The organism is Streptomyces sp. CB01201 (genome assembly GCF_002803085.1).
GTDB lineage: Bacteria > Actinomycetota > Actinomycetes > Streptomycetales > Streptomycetaceae > Streptomyces > Streptomyces hundungensis.
The window spans coordinates 31636-50530 of the sequence record NZ_NNBJ01000006.1; the positions used below are offsets into that span (position 1 = coordinate 31636).

At 72.2% G+C, this 18895-nt stretch carries 16 protein-coding genes; 7 read left to right on the plus strand and 9 right to left on the minus strand.

Going from position 1 to position 18895, the window contains the following annotated elements:
• Positions 1-81 precede the first annotated feature (81 nt).
• Both CG740_RS14245 and CG740_RS14250 read left to right on the plus strand, forming a co-directional pair.
• On the plus strand, positions 82-2766 hold the full coding sequence (locus tag CG740_RS14245) for an AfsR/SARP family transcriptional regulator (RefSeq protein ID WP_100575490.1): 2685 nt from the start codon (positions 82-84) through the stop codon (positions 2764-2766).
• Positions 2767-2882: 116 nt separating this feature from the next.
• Positions 2883-3692 (plus strand): DUF4232 domain-containing protein, encoded by an 810-nt coding sequence (locus tag CG740_RS14250; protein WP_100575491.1) that lies wholly within the window; start codon positions 2883-2885, stop codon positions 3690-3692.
• 33 nt (positions 3693-3725) lie between these two features.
• Here the strand turns inward: CG740_RS14250 and CG740_RS14255 are convergent, their stop codons facing one another.
• Positions 3726-5570 carry an NHL domain-containing thioredoxin family protein gene (locus CG740_RS14255; RefSeq protein ID WP_100575492.1) on the minus strand — a complete coding sequence of 615 codons (1845 nt, stop codon included), beginning with the start codon at positions 5568-5570 and terminating at the stop codon, positions 3726-3728.
• A gap of 77 nt (positions 5571-5647) precedes the next feature.
• Here CG740_RS14255 and CG740_RS14260 point away from each other — a divergent pair, with 77 nt between their 5' ends.
• A complete protein-coding gene (locus tag CG740_RS14260; protein ID WP_100575493.1) occupies positions 5648-6142 on the plus strand; it encodes an LURP-one-related/scramblase family protein in 495 nt (164 codons plus the stop codon).
• Positions 6143-6400: 258 nt separating this feature from the next.
• Here CG740_RS14260 and CG740_RS14265 read toward each other — a convergent pair whose 3' ends face one another.
• Positions 6401-7264: a carbon-nitrogen family hydrolase gene (locus tag CG740_RS14265; RefSeq protein ID WP_100575494.1), complete on the minus strand. Its 864-nt coding sequence runs from the start codon at positions 7262-7264 to the stop codon at positions 6401-6403.
• Positions 7265-7429: 165 nt separating this feature from the next.
• Here CG740_RS14265 and CG740_RS14270 point away from each other — a divergent pair, with 165 nt between their 5' ends.
• On the plus strand, positions 7430-8254 hold the full coding sequence (locus tag CG740_RS14270) for a maleylpyruvate isomerase family mycothiol-dependent enzyme (protein ID WP_100575495.1): 825 nt from the start codon (positions 7430-7432) through the stop codon (positions 8252-8254).
• A 25-nt stretch (positions 8255-8279) separates the two neighbouring features.
• On the opposite strand, the gene CG740_RS14275 is transcribed toward CG740_RS14270, so the two are convergent.
• The 6 genes from CG740_RS14275 to pdhA all read right to left on the minus strand — a co-directional run bounded on the left by CG740_RS14275 (position 8280) and on the right by pdhA (position 14556).
• Positions 8280-9578 (minus strand): MFS transporter, encoded by a 1299-nt coding sequence (locus tag CG740_RS14275; RefSeq protein ID WP_100575496.1) that lies wholly within the window; start codon positions 9576-9578, stop codon positions 8280-8282.
• Entirely contained in the window at positions 9575-10237 is a 663-nt protein-coding gene (locus tag CG740_RS14280) for a GntR family transcriptional regulator (protein ID WP_199846442.1), read from the minus strand. Before CG740_RS14280 ends, CG740_RS14275 begins: the two co-directional genes overlap by 4 nt.
• 62 nt (positions 10238-10299) lie before the next feature.
• Positions 10300-10806 (minus strand): hypothetical protein, encoded by a 507-nt coding sequence (locus CG740_RS14285; protein ID WP_100575498.1) that lies wholly within the window; start codon positions 10804-10806, stop codon positions 10300-10302.
• Positions 10807-10977: 171 nt separating this feature from the next.
• Positions 10978-12408 (minus strand): dihydrolipoamide acetyltransferase family protein, encoded by a 1431-nt coding sequence (locus CG740_RS14290; protein WP_100575789.1) that lies wholly within the window; start codon positions 12406-12408, stop codon positions 10978-10980.
• A 10-nt stretch (positions 12409-12418) separates the two neighbouring features.
• On the minus strand, positions 12419-13399 hold the full coding sequence (locus tag CG740_RS14295; protein ID WP_100575499.1) for an alpha-ketoacid dehydrogenase subunit beta: 981 nt from the start codon (positions 13397-13399) through the stop codon (positions 12419-12421).
• 2 nt (positions 13400-13401) lie between these two features.
• Positions 13402-14556, minus strand: coding sequence for a pyruvate dehydrogenase (acetyl-transferring) E1 component subunit alpha (pdhA, locus tag CG740_RS14300; RefSeq protein WP_100575500.1), 1155 nt, complete (start codon positions 14554-14556; stop codon positions 13402-13404).
• A gap of 385 nt (positions 14557-14941) precedes the next feature.
• Between pdhA and CG740_RS14305 the strand changes: the two genes are divergently transcribed.
• The 3 genes from CG740_RS14305 to CG740_RS14315 all read left to right on the plus strand — a co-directional run bounded on the left by CG740_RS14305 (position 14942) and on the right by CG740_RS14315 (position 17157).
• Positions 14942-15604 carry a response regulator gene (locus CG740_RS14305; RefSeq protein WP_100575501.1) on the plus strand — a complete coding sequence of 221 codons (663 nt, stop codon included), beginning with the start codon at positions 14942-14944 and terminating at the stop codon, positions 15602-15604.
• A gap of 107 nt (positions 15605-15711) precedes the next feature.
• Complete coding sequence (locus CG740_RS14310; RefSeq protein ID WP_100575502.1) at positions 15712-16128, plus strand: pyridoxamine 5'-phosphate oxidase family protein; 417 nt, start codon at positions 15712-15714, stop codon at positions 16126-16128.
• 15 nt (positions 16129-16143) lie between these two features.
• Positions 16144-17157: a phosphotransferase gene (locus CG740_RS14315; protein ID WP_100575503.1), complete on the plus strand. Its 1014-nt coding sequence runs from the start codon at positions 16144-16146 to the stop codon at positions 17155-17157.
• An 11-nt stretch (positions 17158-17168) separates the two neighbouring features.
• Here CG740_RS14315 and CG740_RS14320 read toward each other — a convergent pair whose 3' ends face one another.
• Positions 17169-18875: a protein kinase domain-containing protein gene (locus CG740_RS14320; RefSeq protein WP_100575504.1), complete on the minus strand. Its 1707-nt coding sequence runs from the start codon at positions 18873-18875 to the stop codon at positions 17169-17171.
• Positions 18876-18895 lie beyond the last annotated feature (20 nt).

Below are 18895 nucleotides of genomic sequence, written 5' to 3' on the forward strand. Positions count from 1 at the left end.
TGCGCGCGCCCCGCGTATCCTCGACTCTCCGGGCCCTGACCAGGCCCGGGTGGGAACGGGGAGCAAGGGGGTGTCGCCACCGTGGAGTTCCGCGTCCTGGGAACGGTGGCCGTGGCGACGGAGGACGGCGCGTTCCTCCCGCTCGGCCCCGCCAAGCGCCGCAGCCTGCTCGCCATGCTGCTGCTCCAGCCCAACACGGCCGTCCCGGTGGAACGCCTCACCGAGGCCCTGTGGGACGAAGAGCCGCCCCTGCACTCCCGCACCGTCCTCCAGGGCCACATATCCCGGCTGCGCGCCCTGCTCGCCGAGCACGGCGCCGAGGCGTACGGGATCGAACTGGCCACCCAGGGGCCGGCGTACGTCCTGCGGCTCCCCGAGACCCTCATCGACGCGCACCGCTTCGAGGAACTCGTCTCGCTCGCCCGCGCCCAGCGCGGCCCCGGCGACGCGGTCCTGATGCTGCGCGAGGCGCTCGCCCTGTGGCAGGGCCCCGCCCTCACCGGCACCGTCACCAGCCCGCCGCTCCAGACCGCCGCCCACGCCCTCGAAGAGCTCAGACTAGCCTCCGTCGAGGCGCTCGCCGAGGCGTACGGGGAACTCGGCGAGCATGGGCGGGCCGCCGCCGTCCTGCGCACCGAGGCCGTCGCCCACCCCTTGCGCGAGCCCCTCTCGGCCGCCCTGATGCTGGCCCTGAGCCGCTCGGGCCGCCAGTCGGACGCCCTCGAATGGTTCCACCGCACCCGCCGCCTGCTCGCCGACGAACTCGGCGTCGACCCGGGCCCCGCACTCTCCGACGCGTACGCCACGATCCTGCACACCGGCACCCCCGTCGCCCCGGTGGAGCAGAGTGCGAAGAAGCCCGAACCAGCCACCTGCGTACCGGAGTTGCTGCCCCGCAGGCCGCGCGGATTCACCGGCCGGCAGGCCGAACTCGACGCGCTCGGCGCGGCCGCCGACGGGCAGTACGGCCCGGTCGCGGTGGTCACCGGCGGCGCCGGGGTCGGCAAGACCGCGCTCGCCGTGCACTGGGCGCACGAGCGCAGGGCCGACTTCCCCGACGGCCGCCTCTTCGTCGACCTGTGCGGCTACAGCGACACCCCGGCCCGCCAAGTCACCGTCGTACTGCGGGAGTTCCTGCTCGCCCTCGGCGTGCCCGTCCAGCGCATACCCGAGACCGAGGCCGGCATGGGCGCGCTGTACCGCTCACTGACCGCCGAGCACCGGATGCTGGTCGTGCTCGACAACGCCCGCGACTCCGAGCAGGTCCGCCCGCTGCTCCCGGGCGGCGACCACTGCGTCACCCTGGTCACCAGCCGCGACCGGCTCGGCGGCCTCGTCGCCTCCGACGCCGCGCGCCCGGTCCGCCTCGACGAACTGCCCGCCGCCGACTGCGCCGCCCTGCTCGGCGCGGTGCTCGGCGAGGACCGGGTCGCCGCCGAACCCGAAGCGGCCGCGCGCCTCGCCGCGCTCTGCGACGGGCTGCCGCTGGCCCTGCGCGTCACCGCCGCCCGGCTCGCCGCCCGCCCGCAGTGGACGCTGGCCGCGCTCGCCGGTGAACTCGCCGACGAACAGCAGCGGTTGGGGCTGCTGAGGGTCGAGGACACCGGAGTGGCCGCCGCACTGCGCCTGACCGTGCAGCAACTCCCGGAACAGGCACGGAGGATGTTCCGGTCGCTCGGCCTCCACACCGGCTCCGAGCTCGACCGCTACACGGCCGCCGCCCTGGCCGGCTGCACCCCGGACCAGGCCGCCGTGGCCCTCGAACGGCTCGCCGCCGCCCACCTCCTCGTGGAGTCGGGCCCGCACGGCCCCGACCCGCGCACCCGCCCCGACTCCTACGCCCTGCACGATCTCGTACGCCTCTACGCCCGCGCGCTCGCCCCCGAGGCCGACCCGGACGGCCTCACCCGGCTCCTGGACCACTACCTGCACACCGGCCTGGTCGCGACCGCCACCGCCGAACCGGGCAGCCAGCCCTGCTTCGTGCCGCCGCCCGGGTCCCGGCGGCCCGCGGCGGTGCGCGAGTTCGAGGACCGCCAGGCCGCGCTCGCCTGGTACGAGGCCGAACGGGCCACCCTGCGCGGGGCGGTGGCCGCCGCCGTCACCGCCGGAATGCACGACCGGGCCTGGCGGCTCGTGCTGCTCCAGTGGCCGCTCATCCTGTGGCGGGTCCGCGACGGCTGGGGCCCACTGCTCGAACAGGCCCTGGAATCGGCCGAGTTGGAGCAGGAGCTGGACGCACAGTCGCGCACCCGCGCGCTGCTCGGCTGGGTGCTGCACGAGGAGGGCCGCTGGGACGAGGCGCTCGCGCAGCTGGAGAAGGCACCCGATCTGGCCCGCCGGGCCGGCTGTGTCACCAGCGAGGCCATCGCCCGGATGAACCTCGCGCTCGTCCTCGCCCAGTACGGCGATGCGGACCGGGCCGGTGAACTCCTCGGCCAGGCACTCACGTTGGCCGGCCGGGCCCGCGACCGCTCGACCGTGATGCTCGCCCACCAGCACCTGGCCCGCCACTTCCTGGACGCGGGCGACCACGAACGTGCCCTGGAACACGCTTCCACGGGCCTCGAACTGGGACCCTCGCCGGAGGCCATCCCGCGCCGGGTGCTGCTGCGCACCAGCTACGGCGAGGCGCTGGCCGGCCTCGGCCGCATCGACGACGCCCGCCGCCAGCTCACGGACGCGGCCCACGAGGCCGACGACCACGGCTACGAGGAAGGGGCCGCGGCAGCCCGCGCCCAACTGGCCAAGCTGGCCTGCGCGTAGGCTCACGCGGCGTTAGCCGAGCGATAGCGGCGGGCGTGAGGCTGGTGCGGCACACGGATACCCAGGGGCACACGGACACTCGGCGGCACACGGATTCTCAGAAAGGGCGGGGCGCGATGCGCGGGGGCAGGGGGAGTACGGGCGGGGGCACGGCCGTCGTCGGCCTGGTCGCCGCCGTGCTGCTCGGCGCCCTGACCGGCTGCACGGACCGGGTGCCCGCCGCTCCCGCCACCTCCGTGAAGTCGGTGGCGCACAGCTCCCCGGCGCCGAGCGCCGCGACACCGCGGGAGCGGCCGACTCCGTCCGCCTCCGCTTCGGGGACCGGGGCGGGGACGGGCCTGCCCGGGTCCACCCCCTCGGCCGGTGCCGGGTCCGCGGCGCCTTCGGGGTCGGCCGGGGCGACTCCGCCGCCGGGGAACCCGGGCACGGGTACGGGCACGCCCACCGGCCCGGCCGACGACGGGGGCGAGGACGCCCGGGTCTTCTGCTCGCCCACCGCGCTGTCCTTCACCTTCCGCCTCGTCGACCCGCCGGGCAGGGGCGCCCCGCGCCACGGCGCCGACGCCCGGGCGGGCGGCGACGCGGTCCTGGTGGCCCGCAACACCTCCGGGCACATCTGTGTGCTGCACGGCACCCCCACGCTGACCGTCCTGGCCGACGGCGGCCGGGGCGCCCCGCTCGTCTCCACTCCGGCCCAGCCGTTCGCGAAGCCCTTCGCGCTGCACCCCGGCGCCGGCGGGGTGGCCCGCGTGCACTACTCGCCCCGCCGCGGCTGCCCGGCCGTCGGTTCGACGGTGCGGGTGACCCTGCCCGGCCACGGCGCCGCGATCATGGTCGCGGTCCTGGACGCGCACGGCCACCCGGCCGCGCTGCCGCTGTGCGGGCCGGCCCCGCGGACCGGGCCGTTCAAGCCGGGCTTCGCCTAGGACCCGGAGCGTGGCGGCCCCGGGCCCGGACGGCTAGGAGGCCTCGGCCGGGTCCATCCCGGCCAGCACCAGGGACAGCCGGCTCGTACCGCCCTCGACGAGCCGTACGGGCACGCCCCAGTCCTGCTGGTGCATGTGGCAGGCCGGGTACTCGTTGGCCCCCGCGGCGGAGCCGCTATGTGACGCAGTGTCGTCGCAGGAGGCGGCCATCGCCGACACATGCAGTACGCCCTCGGTGACCTCGGGGTTCAGGGCGAGCTCGCGCGCGAGGTCGGTGCCCGTGCCCTCACCCGTGAGCAGCAGCTCGGGCGGCGTCGAGGAGACGAGCAGCCGGGTGGAGGGCCCGTAGCGGGTGTCCAGCTTCTGACCGGCCGGCGCCTGGAACACCACGTCCAACTGGAGCCTGCCCGGCGCGACTTCGGTGGCCGCACGCTGGGTGCGGTGCGCCACCGACTCGACTCGTACCGCCTCCTCGGGCAGCCTCAGCCGGGTCAGCCGGTGCCGCGCCGACTCGACGACGACGATGTCGTCCCCGACCAGGACCGCGTCGCTCGGCTCCCTCAAGTCCGTTGCCAGCGTGGTGACTTGACCCGTCGCCGGGTCGTAGCGGCGCAGCGCGTGGTTGTACGTGTCGGACACGGCGACCGAGCCGTCCGGCAGCGCGGTCACGCCGAGGGGGTGCTGGAGCAGCGCCTGGGCGGCGTCCCCGTCGCGGTGCCCGAAGTCGAAGAGGCCGGTGCCGACGGCGGTGTGCACCGCGCCCTCGGGATCGACGTAGCGCAGCGCCGAGGTCTCCGAGTCGGCGACCCAGAGCCGGTCCTCGGTGGCCGCGAGCCCGGACGGCTGCGCGAACCAGGCCTCGTCACCCGGCCCGTCGACGAGCCCCTCGTTGGTGGTGCCGGCCGCGACCTCGACGGTCTCCGTCTCCGGGTCGTACGTCCACAGCTGGTGCACCCCGGCCATGGCGATCCACACCTTGCCCCGCCACCAGGCCACGTCCCACGGCGAGGAGAGGTCGACGTCGAGGGCGGGCCCGGAGGTGGGCTGCCCCTGCCACCACTGCCTGCCGGTGCCGGCAAGCAGCTCGATCTCGCCGGTCGCCGGGTCGAAGGTGCGCAGCGCGTGGTGCACGGTGTCGGCGAGGACGACCTTGCCGTCCGGGAGCAGCGCGAGTCCCTGCGGCTCCTTGAACTGCCCGTCCCCGCCGATCCGGCGCACCACGCCCTCGCCGTCCGGGCCGAGCTCGACCAGCTGGTGGCGGGTGGTGTCGGACACCAGGAGGTTCCCGCTCGGCAGCGCGATCGCCTTGCCCGGGAAGCGCAGGTCGGTGGCGACGGGCTCCGGCGCCACATAGGGGCCGTCGCCGCGCCGCAGCGTGCCCTTGGCGCCGTGCTCGGCCTCCAGCTCCTCGACGAGCCGCTCAATGGCGTGAGCATGCCCCTCACCGGCGTGCTGGGCGACGACATACCCCTCGGGGTCGATCACCACGAGCGTGGGCCAGGCCCGCACCGCGTACTGCTTCCAGGTCGCCAGCTCGGGGTCGTCGAGCACCGGGTGCTCCACCCCGTACCGCTCGACGGCGTCGACCACGGCCTGGTGCTCGGCCTCGTGCACGAACTTCGGCGAGTGCACGCCGACGATCACGACGGTGTCCCGGTGCTTCTCCTCCAGCTCGCGCAGCTCGTCGAGGACGTGGAGGCAGTTGATGCAGCAGAACGTCCAGAAGTCGAGGATGACGATCCGCCCGCGCAGCTCGGCGAGGCTCAGCTCCTTCCCTCCGGTGTTCAGCCAGCCACCCTTGCCGATCAGCTCGGGGGCACGGACACGGGCACGGCGGGGGGCGGGCGCGGGGGTGGGCGCCGGGGCTGCGTCGTTCATGCTTCAAGCTTGCCATCCCGGTATGAACACCCTGTGTCGCCGTTCGGCGGGGCCGTGGGGCGGGCAGGTGTGTAGCCATGAAATACCTCGTGCGGGACAAGATCTTCGCCATCGGCGACGACTACTGGATCGAGACCGAGGACGGCCGCCAGGCGTTCCTCGCCGACGGCAAGGCGCTGCGGCTGCGCGACACCCTGGAGCTGAAGGACCCGGCCGGACGGGTCCTGATCACGCTGCGGGAGAAGATGTTCAGCCTGCGGGACGCGATGACCATCGAGCGGGACGACCAGGCGCTCGCGACGGTCCGCCGCAAACGCCTCTCGCTGCTGCGCAACCACTACCGGGTCCGGCTGGTGGAGGGCACGGAGCTCGACGTCACGGGCCGGATCCTGGACCGCGAGTTCACCGTCGAGTACGACGGCGAACTCCTGGCCCATGTCTCGCGCAAGTGGTTCCGGGTCCGCGAGACGTACGCGGTGAACGTGGTGCGGGAGGACGCGGATGTGGCGCTGCTGATCGCGGTGGTGATCTGCGTGATCCGCATGGACGAGAAGGACCGCGACGACGACTGACCCCCGGGGCTCTGCCCCCAGACCCCCATGCCGGGCTGAAATGCCCGATGCCGACCAGCACCGCCGAATCCTTCAGGGGCGCGAGGAACTGCGCGACCAGCCACCCACGGCCCGCAGCCGAAAACGGGTTTTTGGGGGCGCGGGGAACTGCGCGACCAGGCACCCACGGACCGAGGACGAAAACGGGGTGAAGGGGCGCGGGGAACTGCGCGAACGGCCGCCACGGGACCGCACCCGGGACCCGCACCCCCGGCGGAGCTACCGCTTGGGCGCTTCCAGGCCGAGGACCCTGTCCTTGAGGGCCGGGAAGACCTCCCGGGTCTCGGCCACCCGCGCCGGGTCGAGATCCACGGTCAGGACCTCCTCCCCCGGCCCCGCCTCGGCGAGCACCTCACCCCAGGGGTCGACGGCGATGCTGTGCCCCGCCTGCTCGACCCCCGCGTGCGTACCCCCCGTGCCGCAGGCCAGCACGTACGCCTGGTTCTCGACCGCCCGCGCCCGCGCGAGCAGCGTCCAGTGCGCGCGGCGCCGCTCGGGCCAGCCGGCCGGGATCACGAAGGCCTGCGCGCCCGCGTCGACCAGACCCCGGAACAGCTCAGGGAAGCGCAGGTCGTAGCAGGTGGCCAGGCCGAGCGTGAGGTCGGGCAGCGGGACGGTCACGAGCTGTGAACCCGCACCCATCAGCACCGCCTCGCCCTTGTCGAAGCCGAACCGGTGGATCTTCCGGTAGCTGTGCGCGAGTTCGCCGTCGGGCGAGAAGACGAGGGAGGTGTTGTAGAGCACCCCGTCCGCGCCCCGCTCCGGCACGGACCCGGCGTGCAGCCAGACCCCGGCCTCCCGGGCCGCCTCGGACATCTCCCGCACGGTGGCCCCGGCCGGCGCCCCGCCATCCGTGCCGGCCGGCAACCCGTCACCGGCCCCGGCCGGCGCCTCACCCGTCCCGGCCAGCGTCTCGGCCTCGTCCGCGAAGAGTTCGTAAGCGAACGCCCCCACCGTCCACAGCTCGGGGAGCACGACCAGATCGCTGCCGCGCTGCTCGCGAATCAGCGAACCCACGCGTCGGCGGCGGGAATTGATGGACTCGTCCGGGTTTACGTCGATCTGAATGAGCGAGGCGCGCACGGTACCACCGTCCTGTCCTTCGAGCCGTCAGCACTATGGGAAACAGCCTACGATCGTCACACGAAAGCACTGCCGGGGTGCTGCCCGGCAGCGTAACTTAGCGACCAAGCCTCCCACGCAGTCCCGCAGTCCAGCCCGCGTACAAAAGAACCGCCGAGGGGTCCCGTGACCGTCCATCCCAGCCTTCAGACCTACGCCGATGCCTGGACCCACTCCATCGAGGCGATATCCGAGCTGGTGATGCCGCTCGTCGAGGGTGAGTGGAACCGGGCGACACCCTGTCCCAACTGGTCGGTACGGGACATCGTGTCGCACATCATCGGCATGGAGTGCGAGCAACTGGGCGATCCGAGGCCGATCCACACCCTGCCGCGGGACATCTTCCATGTGCAGACCGATCTCGCTCGCTATATGGAGATGCAAGTAGATGTGCGCCGGCACCATACGGCGCCGGAGATGACCTCCGAGCTGGAGTACACGATCATCCGCCGGGCGCGTCAGCTGCGCAACGAGAACCGCGACCCCGACACCAAGGTCCGCGCCCCCCTCGGCACCGAGCAGACCCTGGAACTCGCGCTGCGGATGCGGGCGTTCGATGTGTGGGTGCACGAGCAGGACCTGCGCTGGGCCCTCAACAAGCCGGGCAACCTGGACTCTCCGGGCGCGTACGTGGCCCGCGACATCCTGCTGCACACGCTGCCCCGCGTCGTGGCGAAGGACGCGGGCGCGCCGCCGAGCTCCGCGGTCGTCTTCGACATCCACGGGCCGGTGGAGTTCCTGCGGACGGTACGGGTCGACGCGGACGGGCGCGGCACGGTGGACGGCGCGCCCTCGCTGGGCCCGCTGGTCACCCTCGTCATGGACTGGGAGACGTTCGTGCGGCTCGCGTGCGGCCGGGTCCGCCCGCACGCGGTGGCCGACCGCATCAAGGCCGAGGGCGACCAGGCGCTGGCCGACGCCATCCTGCGGGAGTTCGCGGTCACTCCGTAGCCCCGACGGGCCGCGGCGGCCCGCGCTACACCGGCACGTGCACCGCTTCCACCCTGCTGGCCACCAGGTGGTCCCGCTCGCGGCGCTGGGCCCGCGCCCGCAGCCGCAGGATCTGTGCGAGGCCGAGGGCCTCCAGGAAGAACACCGACGAGAACGCGATCCGGTAGTTGTCCCCGGTCGCGTCGAGCAGCACACCCACCGCGAGCAGCGTCGTCATGGAGGCGATGAAGCCGCCCATGTTGGTGATGCCGGACGCGGTGCCCTGGCGTTCCGGCGGGTTGGCCGGGCGGGAGAAGTCGAAGCCGATCATCGAGGCGGGGCCGCACGCCCCGAGCACCAGGCAGAGTGTGACGAGCAGCCACATCGGCGCATGCGCGCCGGGGTAGGCGATGGTGGCGGCCCATAGGAGCGCGGTGGCTCCCACGGTGCCGAGCGCCAGCGGAAGCCGGGCCGCATGGTGGCGGGCGATGACCTGGCCGTACACCAGGCCCACAACCATGTTGGAGAGCACCACCAGGGTCAGCAGTTCGCCGGCCGTGCCCCGGCTCAGCCCCTGCGCCTCGACGAGGAACGGCATCCCCCACAGCAGCAGGAACACCATGGCCGGGAACTGCGTCGTGAAGTGCACCCACATCCCGAGCCGGGTGCCGGGCTCGCGCCACGACTCGGCGATCTGCCGGCGGACGAACGCGGCCCCGGCGTGGTGCGCGGGCGGCGGCTCGTGGCCCTCGGGGTGGTCGCGCAGGAAGAGCAGCACCAGGACCAGGACCACCACTCCGGCGAGCGAGCTGCCCGCGAAGGTCTGGGTCCAGCCGATGCCGTGCAGTGAGCGGGCGATGACGATGGTCGACACCAGGTTGCCGGCCATCCCGAACAGCGCGGCGACCTGCCCGATCATCGGGCCGTGCTTGGCGGGGAACCAGCGCGAGCCGAGCCGCAGCACGCTGATGAACGTCATCGCGTCACCGCAGCCGAGCAGCGCCCGGGAGCCGAGCGCGGTGGCGTACGAGGGTGACAGGGCGAAGCCGAGCTGTCCGACGGTGAACAGGACGGTCCCGAGGACCAGGACCTTCTTGGTGCCGAGCCGGTCGACCATGAGGCCGACGGGTATCTGCATCCCCGCGTACACGAGCAGCTGGAGTATGGAGAAGGTGGACAGGGCCGAGGCGTTGACGTGGAAGCGCTCGGCGGCGTCCAGTCCGGCGACCCCGAGCGAGGTGCGGAAGATGACGGCGACGAAGTAGACGCCGACGCCTATGCTCCACACGAACGCGGCCCGGCGCCCGCCCAGCGGCCGTGGTGCGGGCAGTGCGGCAGAACTCATCGGTCGTCCCCCCTGACCAGAACCTTGACCCAGCTGAGGTGCTGGCGCACACAGTGCGCGGCGCGCTCGCCGTCGCCGGCCCTGATCGCCTCCAGCATCTCCTCGTGTTCGGCGATGTTCTTGGCGATGCGGTCCGGCTGGGCGTGCATGACGGCGACCCCCATGCGCAGCTGGCGGTCCCGCATCTGGTCGTAGAGCCGGGCCAGGATCTCGTTCCCGGCGTTGCGCACGATCTCGGCGTGGAAACAGCGGTCGCTGACGGCGACGGCGGCCAGGTCTCCGGAGGCGGCGTGCGCCTTCTGCTCGGCGAGCAGCTCCTGGAGGCGCCCGATCAGCCGCTCCGGCGCGGGGACCGCCCTGCGTACCGCGAACTCCTCGACCAGCAGCCGGGTTTCGACGACATCGGCGGTCTCCTGCGCGGAGACGGCGAGCACCAGCGCGCCCTTCTTCGGGTAGAGCTTGATCAGCCCTTCCACTTCGAGCTTGAGCAGCGCCTCGCGCACCGGTGTCCGCGACACCCCGACCGCCTCGGCGAGCTCGCCCTCGGTGAGCAGCGTGCCGCCCTCGTAGTGGCGGTCCAGCACGGCTTGCTTGACGTGCATGTAGACGCGGTCGGCGGCGGGCGGCTGCTTGGTGGCGGGAGCCGGGGCGGGAGGCATGCGCACAGGATAGATACAACAGGGGTGCATCAGAAAGCGCCGTCCGGATCGCGGGACGGCGTCTACCTGGCGGCGGCCTTCCGGCAGTTCTCGGCCGGCCGGGGGAAGTCCTGCACCTGGTACGGGGCCTGCGCGCCGCCCTCGACCTTGGTCCGCAGCCGGGGTGCGGGCCCGTACGGGGTGAGAATCTCGGCGCTGATGCCGGCGGACGCGGGCAGCGCGGGGTGACTGCGGTCGAGCCTGCCGAGACTCGGGATCGGATGGCCGGGGCCGTCCTCGAAGGTGACCTCGGGGCCGGACGGGCCGAAGATGAGCCGCGCGGTGACACCGGCACCGATGGAGACTTCGCGGGAGGCGGTGCACGTCGTCGCGGAGGGCGCGGGGGACACGGGCGCCGGGCGCAGGGTCGACACCGGGGCCACGGACGACGCGGGGGCCATGGACGACGCCGGGGCCATGGTGGACGCGGCAGACACGGGCGGGCGCGCGGTGGCCGGGTCGAGCAGGGCTCCGGCCAGGGCGACCCCGGCGAGTGCCGCGCCGATCGGGACACGGGCGTACATCCGCATGCGCTGCTCCCTCGGCCCGGCCTGCCCCCTGCCTTCACTCTCGGCCCGGGCCGAGGCCCTGTCCACCGGGACCGGGCGCCGGTTGCTCCTCCGCCCGGCCCGGGGTGGGACCCCGGGCCTGCCTCGGCCCCCGGCGCGAGAACACGCGCCGGGGGCCGAGGCAGGGACTCGTCAGGCCCAGGTGATGAGCCGCTTCGGCTGTTCCAGGATCGCCGCCACATCGGCGAGGACCTTCGAGCCGAGCTCGCCGTCAACCAGGCGGTGGTCGAAGGAGAGCGCGAGCGTGGTGACCTGGCGCGGCTTGACCTTGCCCTTGTGGACCCAGGGCTGGAGCTTGATCGCGCCGATCGCGAGGATCGCGGACTCGCCCGGGTTCAGGATCGGGGTGCCGGTGTCCACGCCGAACACGCCGACGTTGGTGATGGTCACCGTGCCGCCCGACATCGCCGCGGGCGACGTCTTGCCCTCACGCGCCGTCGACACCAACTCGCCCAGCGACTGGGCGAGTTGGGGCAGGGTCTTGTCGTGGGCATCCTTGATGTTCGGGACGATCAGACCGCGCGGGGTCGCCGCCGCGATGCCCAGGTTCACATAGTGCTTGAGCACGATCTCCTGGTTCGCCTCGTCCCACGAGGCGTTGACGTCCGGGTTGCGCTTGATCGCCACGAGCAGCGCCTTGGCGATCAGGAGCAGCGGGTTGACCCGCAGGCCCGCCATCTCCTTGTCGGACTTGAGCTCTTCGACCAGCTTCATCGTCCGGGTCACATCGACCGTCACGAACTCCGTGACGTGCGGCGCCGTGAACGCCGAGCCGATCATGGCCTGCGCGGTCGCCTTGCGTACCCCCTTGACGGGAATGCGCGTCTCGCGGGCGTCCCCCTGAACGGGCGCCGCCGGAGCGGGAGTTGTTTCACGTGAAACGGGGGCGTCCTCGACGACCGGAGCCACCGCCGCGTGGACGTCCTCGCGGGTGACGATCCCGTCGGGGCCGGTCGGCACCACGGTGGCGAGGTCGATGCCGAGGTCCTTGGCGAGCTTGCGGACCGGCGGCTTGGCGAGCGGCCGGGCCGGTGCGGGCAGCTGCCCGTTCAGCTCGGTCTGCACGGCACGCAGCGCCTCGGCCGGGGCCTGCTCGGGGACCTGGGCGCCGCCCTTGCGCGGGCGGCGCTTGGTCGAGGCCTCGGAGACCCCGTAGCCGACGAGGACGGGCTGGCGGCCCTTGGGCGCCTCGTCCTCGGCGGACGAGGCGGGCGCGACGGACTCGGCGGGCGCGGTGACCGCAGCGGGCGCGGTGGCCTCCGCGGCCTCGGCGGGCGGGGCGTCGTTCCCGCTGCCGGGGGCCACGTCGATGGTGATGATGGACGTACCCACGTCCACCGTCACGCCCTCGTCGAAGTTCAGCTTGTGCACCACACCGTCGTAGGGGATGGGCAGTTCGACGGCCGCCTTGGCGGTCTCGACCTCACACACCACCTGGCCGTCGGTCACGGTGTCGCCGGGCTGGACGTACCACTTGAGGATCTCCGCCTCGGTGAGCCCCTCGCCGACGTCCGGCATCTTGAACTCGCGGTAGCGGGCTGCGTTCTCAGTCATTGTCGTCACGACCATTCCCTCAGTACGCCAGCGAGCGGTCGACGGCGTCGAGCACCCGGTCAAGGCCCGGCAGGTACTCCTCCTCAAGGCGGGCCGGCGGGTACGGGGCGTGATAGCCGCCGACCCTGAGCACCGGGGCCTCCAGGTGGTAGAAGCAGCGCTCGGTGATCCGGGCGGCGATCTCCGCGCCGGCGCCGTAGAAGACCGGAGCCTCGTGCACGACGACCAGCCGGCGGGTGCGCTCGACCGAGGCCTGGACGGCGTCGAAGTCGATGGGCGACATCGAGCGCAGGTCCACGACCTCGATCGACTTGCCCTCCTCCTGCGCGGCGGCCGCGGCTTCGAGGCACACCTTCACCATCGGCCCGTAGGCGACCAGGGTCAGGTCCGAACCGTCGCGCACCGTACGGGCCTTGTGCAGCGGGCCCGGGATGGAGTCGGTGTCGACCTCGCCCTTGTCCCAGTAGCGGCGCTTGGGCTCGAAGAAAATGACGGGGTCGTCGGACTGGATGGCCTGCTGCATCATCCAGTACGCGTCGGACGCGTTGGACGGGCTGACCACCTTGAGGCCGGCCACGTGCGCGAACAGCGCCTCGGGCGACTCGGAATGGTGCTCGACCGCGCCGATGCCGCCGCCGTACGGGATGCGTACGACGACCGGCAGCTTGATCTTGCCGAGCGCGCGGGCGTGCATCTTCGCGAGCTGGGTGACGATCTGGTCGTAGGCGGGGAAGACGAAACCGTCGAACTGGATCTCCACGACGGGCCGGTAGCCGCGCAGGGCCAGGCCGATCGCGGTGCCGACGATGCCGGACTCGGCGAGCGGGGTGTCGATGACCCGGTCCTCGCCGAAGTCCTTGAACAGGCCGTCGGTGACCCGGAAGACACCGCCGAGCTTGCCGACGTCCTCGCCCATGATCAGGACCTTGGGGTCGGTCTCCATCGCCTTGCGCAGCGACTCGTTGATCGCCTTGGCGATCGGCAACTTCTGTACGGCCATGGCTAGTTGCCCTCCCCGTCCGAGAACGACGCCTGGTAGGCGGCGAACTGGGCGCGCTCCTCGTCGACCAGCGCGTGGCCGTCGGCGTAGATGTTCTCGAAGATCGCCATCGGCTCGGGGTCGGGCATCGCACGCACGGCCTCGCGCACCCGCTTGCCCAGCGTCTCCGACTCGCTCTCCAGCTCCTCGAAGAAGGCGGCGTCCGCGTGCCCGGCCTTCTCCAGGTAGCTGTGCAGGCGCAGGATCGGGTCCTTGGCCTCCCAGGCCTCGCGCTCCTCGTCGGCCCGGTACTTCGTCGGGTCGTCGGAAGTGGTGTGTGCGCCCATCCGGTAGGTGAACGCCTCGACCAGGGTGGGCCCTTCGCCCCGGCGGGCCCGCTCCAGGGCGGACCGCGTCACGGCCAGGCAGGCCAGCACGTCATTGCCGTCGACCCGCACACCGGGGAAGCCGAAGCCCTGCGCGCGCTGGTAGAGCGGCACGCGCATCTGCTTCTCGGTGGGCTCGGAGATGGCCCACTGGTTGTTCTGACAGAAGAACACGACGGGGGCGTTGTAGACGGCGGAGAAGGTGAAGGCCTCCGCCACGTCGCCCTGGCTGGAGGCGCCGTCGCCGAAGTAGGCGACGACCGCGCTGTCCGCGCCGTCCTTGGCGACGCCCATCGCGTACCCGGTCGCGTGCAGCGTCTGGGAGCCGATGACGATCGTGTACAGATGGAAATTGTTGCTGTTGGGGTCCCAGCCACCGTGGTTGACGCCACGGAACATGCCGAGCAGGTTCGTCGGGTCGACGCCGCGGCACCAGGCGACGCCGTGCTCGCGGTAGGTCGGGAAGACGTAGTCGTCGTCCCGCAGCGCACGTCCGGAGCCGATCTGCGCGGCCTCCTGACCGAGCAGCGAGGCCCACAGACCCAGTTCGCCCTGCCGTTGCAGGGCGGTGGCCTCGGCGTCGAAGCGGCGCGTGAGGACCATGTCGCGGTAGAGGCCGCGCAGTTCCTCCGGGCTCAGGTCGACGTCGTAGTCAGGGTGCTCGACCCGCTCGCCCTCGGGCGTCAGCAGCTGTACGAGCTCGGGCTCGGCGGCCGTCTTCCTTGCGCCGGCCCCGGCGGTGCGCTTGCTGCTGCGGCGCGGTTTGCGCGCGGCAGTGCTCTCCACGGTCACGTGCGTGCTCCTCCGTCTGTCCGGCTCCCGGGTTCGCCGGTGAGCCTGGGGGTCCCCCCGGCTCGACCAGAGCGTGGGGGAGGCTCGCCTGTCCGTCTCAAGTGCACGGGGGTGTGCGCGCTCGGCCGGGATCAGGCGTGACAGGTGTTCCGGCGAGCGCCCTGACAAAAGCACGTTACCCAGTGCTGCGCATTACTGCGAAACCCCACTTGACCTGCGATTTTGCTTGGATTTCCAAGTAAATCGAGAAAGTGGGGAACAGTCGCTGGTCACAGCCTTGCAGGCCGCCGGAACAACGGCACGTTATCCCGGCCGCGCGGGTTCGGGAAGGGGTCTCCTACGGCACCTTCCGGCGTCCTTCGGATGAATGTGTGAGACTGATTCCGTGCGCGAAACAGGCAAAATCACCGTATTCCTGCTGGACGACCACGAGGTGGTCCGTCGCGGCGTCCACGAAATGCTGTCCGTGGAGGACGACATCGAAGTGGTCGGCGAGGCCGGCACCGCGGCGGACGCCCTGGTCAGGATCCCCGCCACCCGTCCCGATGTCGCCGTGCTCGATGTCCGGCTGCCGGACGGCAGCGGGGTCGAGGTCTGCCGGGAGATCCGTTCGCAGAACGAGGACATCAAGTGCCTGATGCTCACCTCGTTCGCGGACGACGAGGCGCTCTTCGACGCGATCATGGCCGGTGCCTCCGGATACGTCCTCAAGGCGATCCGCGGCAGCGAACTGCTGACCGCGGTCCGTGACGTGGCGGCCGGCAAGTCGCTGCTCGACCCGGTGGCCACCGCCCGGGTCCTGGAGCGGCTGCGCGACGGCGGCAAGAGCAAGGGCGACGACCGCCTGGCCAACCTCACCGAGCAGGAACGCAAGATCCTCGACCTCATCGGCGAGGGTCTGACCAACCGCGTCATCGGTGAGCGCCTGCACCTCGCAGAGAAGACGATCAAGAACTACGTCTCCTCGCTGCTCTCCAAGCTCGGCATGGAACGCCGCTCCCAGGCCGCCGCGTACGTGGCCCGCATCCAGGCCGAGAAGAACCACTGACCGCCTCCTGGAAGAGCCCGGGCGCCGCGCATTAAGGGACCTACGGCCCGCACGCGTGGGGCGCCGGGCTCTTTCAGCGGACGGGTGCCGGGCGCGAAGGTGGGGGCATGTCCTCCGAGGAAGCCCGCGCCATCGAGCTGCTCGGCCGTGTTCCGTACGGCCGCGTGGCGACCAGCATGCGAGCCCTGCCGTTCGTGGCCCCGGCCCGCCACATCGTGGTCGACGGCTGTGTGATGCTGCGGCTGCACGCGGGGCTCGGCTACCACCACGCCTGCCTGGGCAGCGTGGTCGCGTACGGCGCCGACAATCTGAGCACGGGCGAGCAGCACGTGTGGTCGGTGCAGTTCACCGGGACCGCGGAGCCCTTCGAGCCGACCGCCGCGCAGCTCAAGCTGTTCGGCAGCGACCCGCGCGAGGTGGACGGGGAGCCCTTCGACGCCGTGTACATGCGGATCGAACCCCAGTTCGTGACCGTCCATTCGCTGGACTACTCCACGGAGCGCCGACTCAAACACGCTGCGTGATCTAACATCTGACGAGTGCCGCGCTCATCTGCAATCCCTCCCGTGAGCGAGCTACTGCGCCGCTACGAGACCCCCGGTGAGCCGCTCTCCTGTGAACGGGTCGCCCAGGGCCTGCTGAACCGCGGCTACCGGCTCGCCACCACCCGCGGCGACTACTTCCTCAAGCACCACCTGGACGGCGACCACGAGGCCATCGCCCGCCAGCACCGCGCCACCGAGCGCCTCCAGACCCTGGGCGTGCCCGTGGCTCCGCCCGTCCCGGACGCCGACGGCGACACCGTCGCGGTGATCGGCGGCCACTGCTACGCCCTGCACCCCTGGGTGCACGGCCGCCACCGCGACGGGGCCCAGCTGTGCGCCGTGGAGTCCCGCAGGCTCGGCGCGCTGCTCGGGCTCGTGCACACCTGCCTTGCGCAGGTCATGGAGCCCGATGTGCCGCAGGCGGAGCACCGCAGCGCCGACCCGGCCGACACCCTCGCACTCATCGACGACCTGGTGGCACGGGCCCGCAGACACCAGCCACGGGACGCCTTCGACGAGCTCGCCGAGCACCGCCTTCTGGAGCGCCGCTTACTCCTCGGCCTGCACGCCCACCGTCGCCCGGCGGCCCCCGCGACCGGCGCCTGGGTGCACGGCGACTTCCATCCGCTGAACCTGCTGTACCGGGGCGAGGGCCGCTCGGCCGAGCCCGCCGCGATCGTCGACTGGGACCGCCTCGGCGTCCAGCCGCGCGCCGAGGAGGCGGTCCGGGCCGCGGTGATCTTCTTCGTCCGCCCCTCTGGCGAGCTGGAACTGGCGAAGGTACGCGCCTACGCCCGCGCCTACCGCCGGGCCGCCGGAGCCGACGCCGAGGAACTGGCGGCCGCCGTGCACCGGGTGTGGTGGGAGCGGCTCAACGACTTCTGGATCCTGCGCTGGCGCTACCAGCTGCACGACCGAAGGGCCGACCCGCAGTTTCCTGCGGCGTCGGCCCTTGCGGTGTGGTGGACCCGCGAGTACGAGGCGGTGTGCGAGGCCTTCGCGGGGTGAGGAGGTGCCGGTCAGGGGCTCGGCTTGGTGCCCCCGGGGCCGGCCGCGGTGCCGGTGTTCCCGGCGCTCGTGCCGGTGTTCCCGGCCGACGTTCCCGTGTTGCCACTGGAGGTGCCGGTGTTCCCCGAGGTCGTGCCCTCGGTGGTCCCGGTGTTCCCGGTCGACGTTCCCGTGTTGCCGCTGGAGGTGCCGGTGTTCCCCGAGGTCGTGCCCTCGTTCCCCGAGGTCGTGCCCTCGGTGTCCGTGCCCTCGCTCGTCCCGGACGTCGTGCCCTGGCTGGTGCCCGGCGAGTGCGAGGACTGCGACTTGCTCGGCGACGGCGAGGCGGAGCGCGAGCGGTGGCGCGAGGGCGACTCGCCGTTGCCGTTGGAGCTGCTGCCGTAGGTCTGGCCCTGGCTGGTGCCCGGGGTGTCCGGCGTGGAGGGCGTGTCCGACGGGGAGACCGACGGCGAGGTCTTCGGGGAGTTCGAGGTCGTGCCCCCGCCGCCCCCGGAGCTTCCGCCCGTGTTCTGCGTGGCCTTCAGCGCGAAGGCCACGCCCACCGCGATCGCGACGATCGCGAGCACCACGAACAGCACCATCTTGCCGCCCCGGCCGCCGCCCTGCTTGTGGCCGCCGTGGTCGTAGCCGTCGTATCCGCCGTCGTTCGGATTCATCGGCGGCAGGATCGGGCCGCCGAACTGCGAGGTCTCCCCGTGCATCGGGTGGCCCATGGCCGCCGTCGCGCCGGGGCTGCCCATCGCGGGTGTGTGGCCGCCCTCGTGCATCAGCTCGACCGGGCCGGTGTTCCAGGTGCCGGTGTGGCCGCCCTGCTGCTGGAGCATTTGCAGGCCGTACTGGACCAGGCCGCGCATCTCCTCGGCGGACTGGAAACGGTCGTCCGGGTCCTTGGCGAGCGAACGCATGACGAGGCCGTCGAGCTCCGGCGGCGCCACGTGCGCCACCTGCGACGGCGGCACCGGCATGTCCTGGACGTGCTGGTAGACCACGCTCAGCGGCGTCTCACCGATGAACGGGGGCCGCAGCGCGAGGAGTTCGTACAGCAGACAGCCCGTGGCGTACAGGTCGGAACGGTGGTCGACGGCCTTGCCGAGCGCCTGCTCCGGCGAGAGGTACTGCGGGGTGCCCATGACCATGCCGGTCTGGGTCATCGTCGACTGGGCGCCGTGCAGCGCCCGCGCGATGCCGAAGTCCATCACCTTGACCGCGCCGGTGTCCGTGATGATCACGTTGGCGGGCTTGATGTCACGGTGCACGATGCCGTGCTGGTGCGAGTAGGCGAGCGCCTCCAGGACGCCGGACACGATGATCAGCGCCTGCTCCGGCGGCGGGGCGTCCGCGTCGACCAGGAGGTCGCGGATGGTGCGGCCCTCGACCAGCTCCATCACGATGTACGGGACGGTCTGGCCGCCCACGAAGTCCTCACCGGAGTCGTACACGGCCACCACCGCGTGGTGGTTGAGTCCGGCCACCGACTGTGCCTCACGCGTGAAGCGCGCCTTGGACACCGGGTCCTCGGCCAGATCGGCGCGCAGCAGCTTCACGGCGACGGTACGGCCCAGGCGCACGTCCTCGGCGGCGAACACCTCCGCCATGCCGCCGCGCCCGAGGCGGTGCGTGAGGCGGTAGCGGCCGTCGCCGACGAGTCCGCCGACCCACGACTCGTGGTCCTGCGCATCGGCCATCCCGGCGCCGTTTCCGTCGGGTTCGGGTGCCATCAGTCCTCGCCGTCGTATCT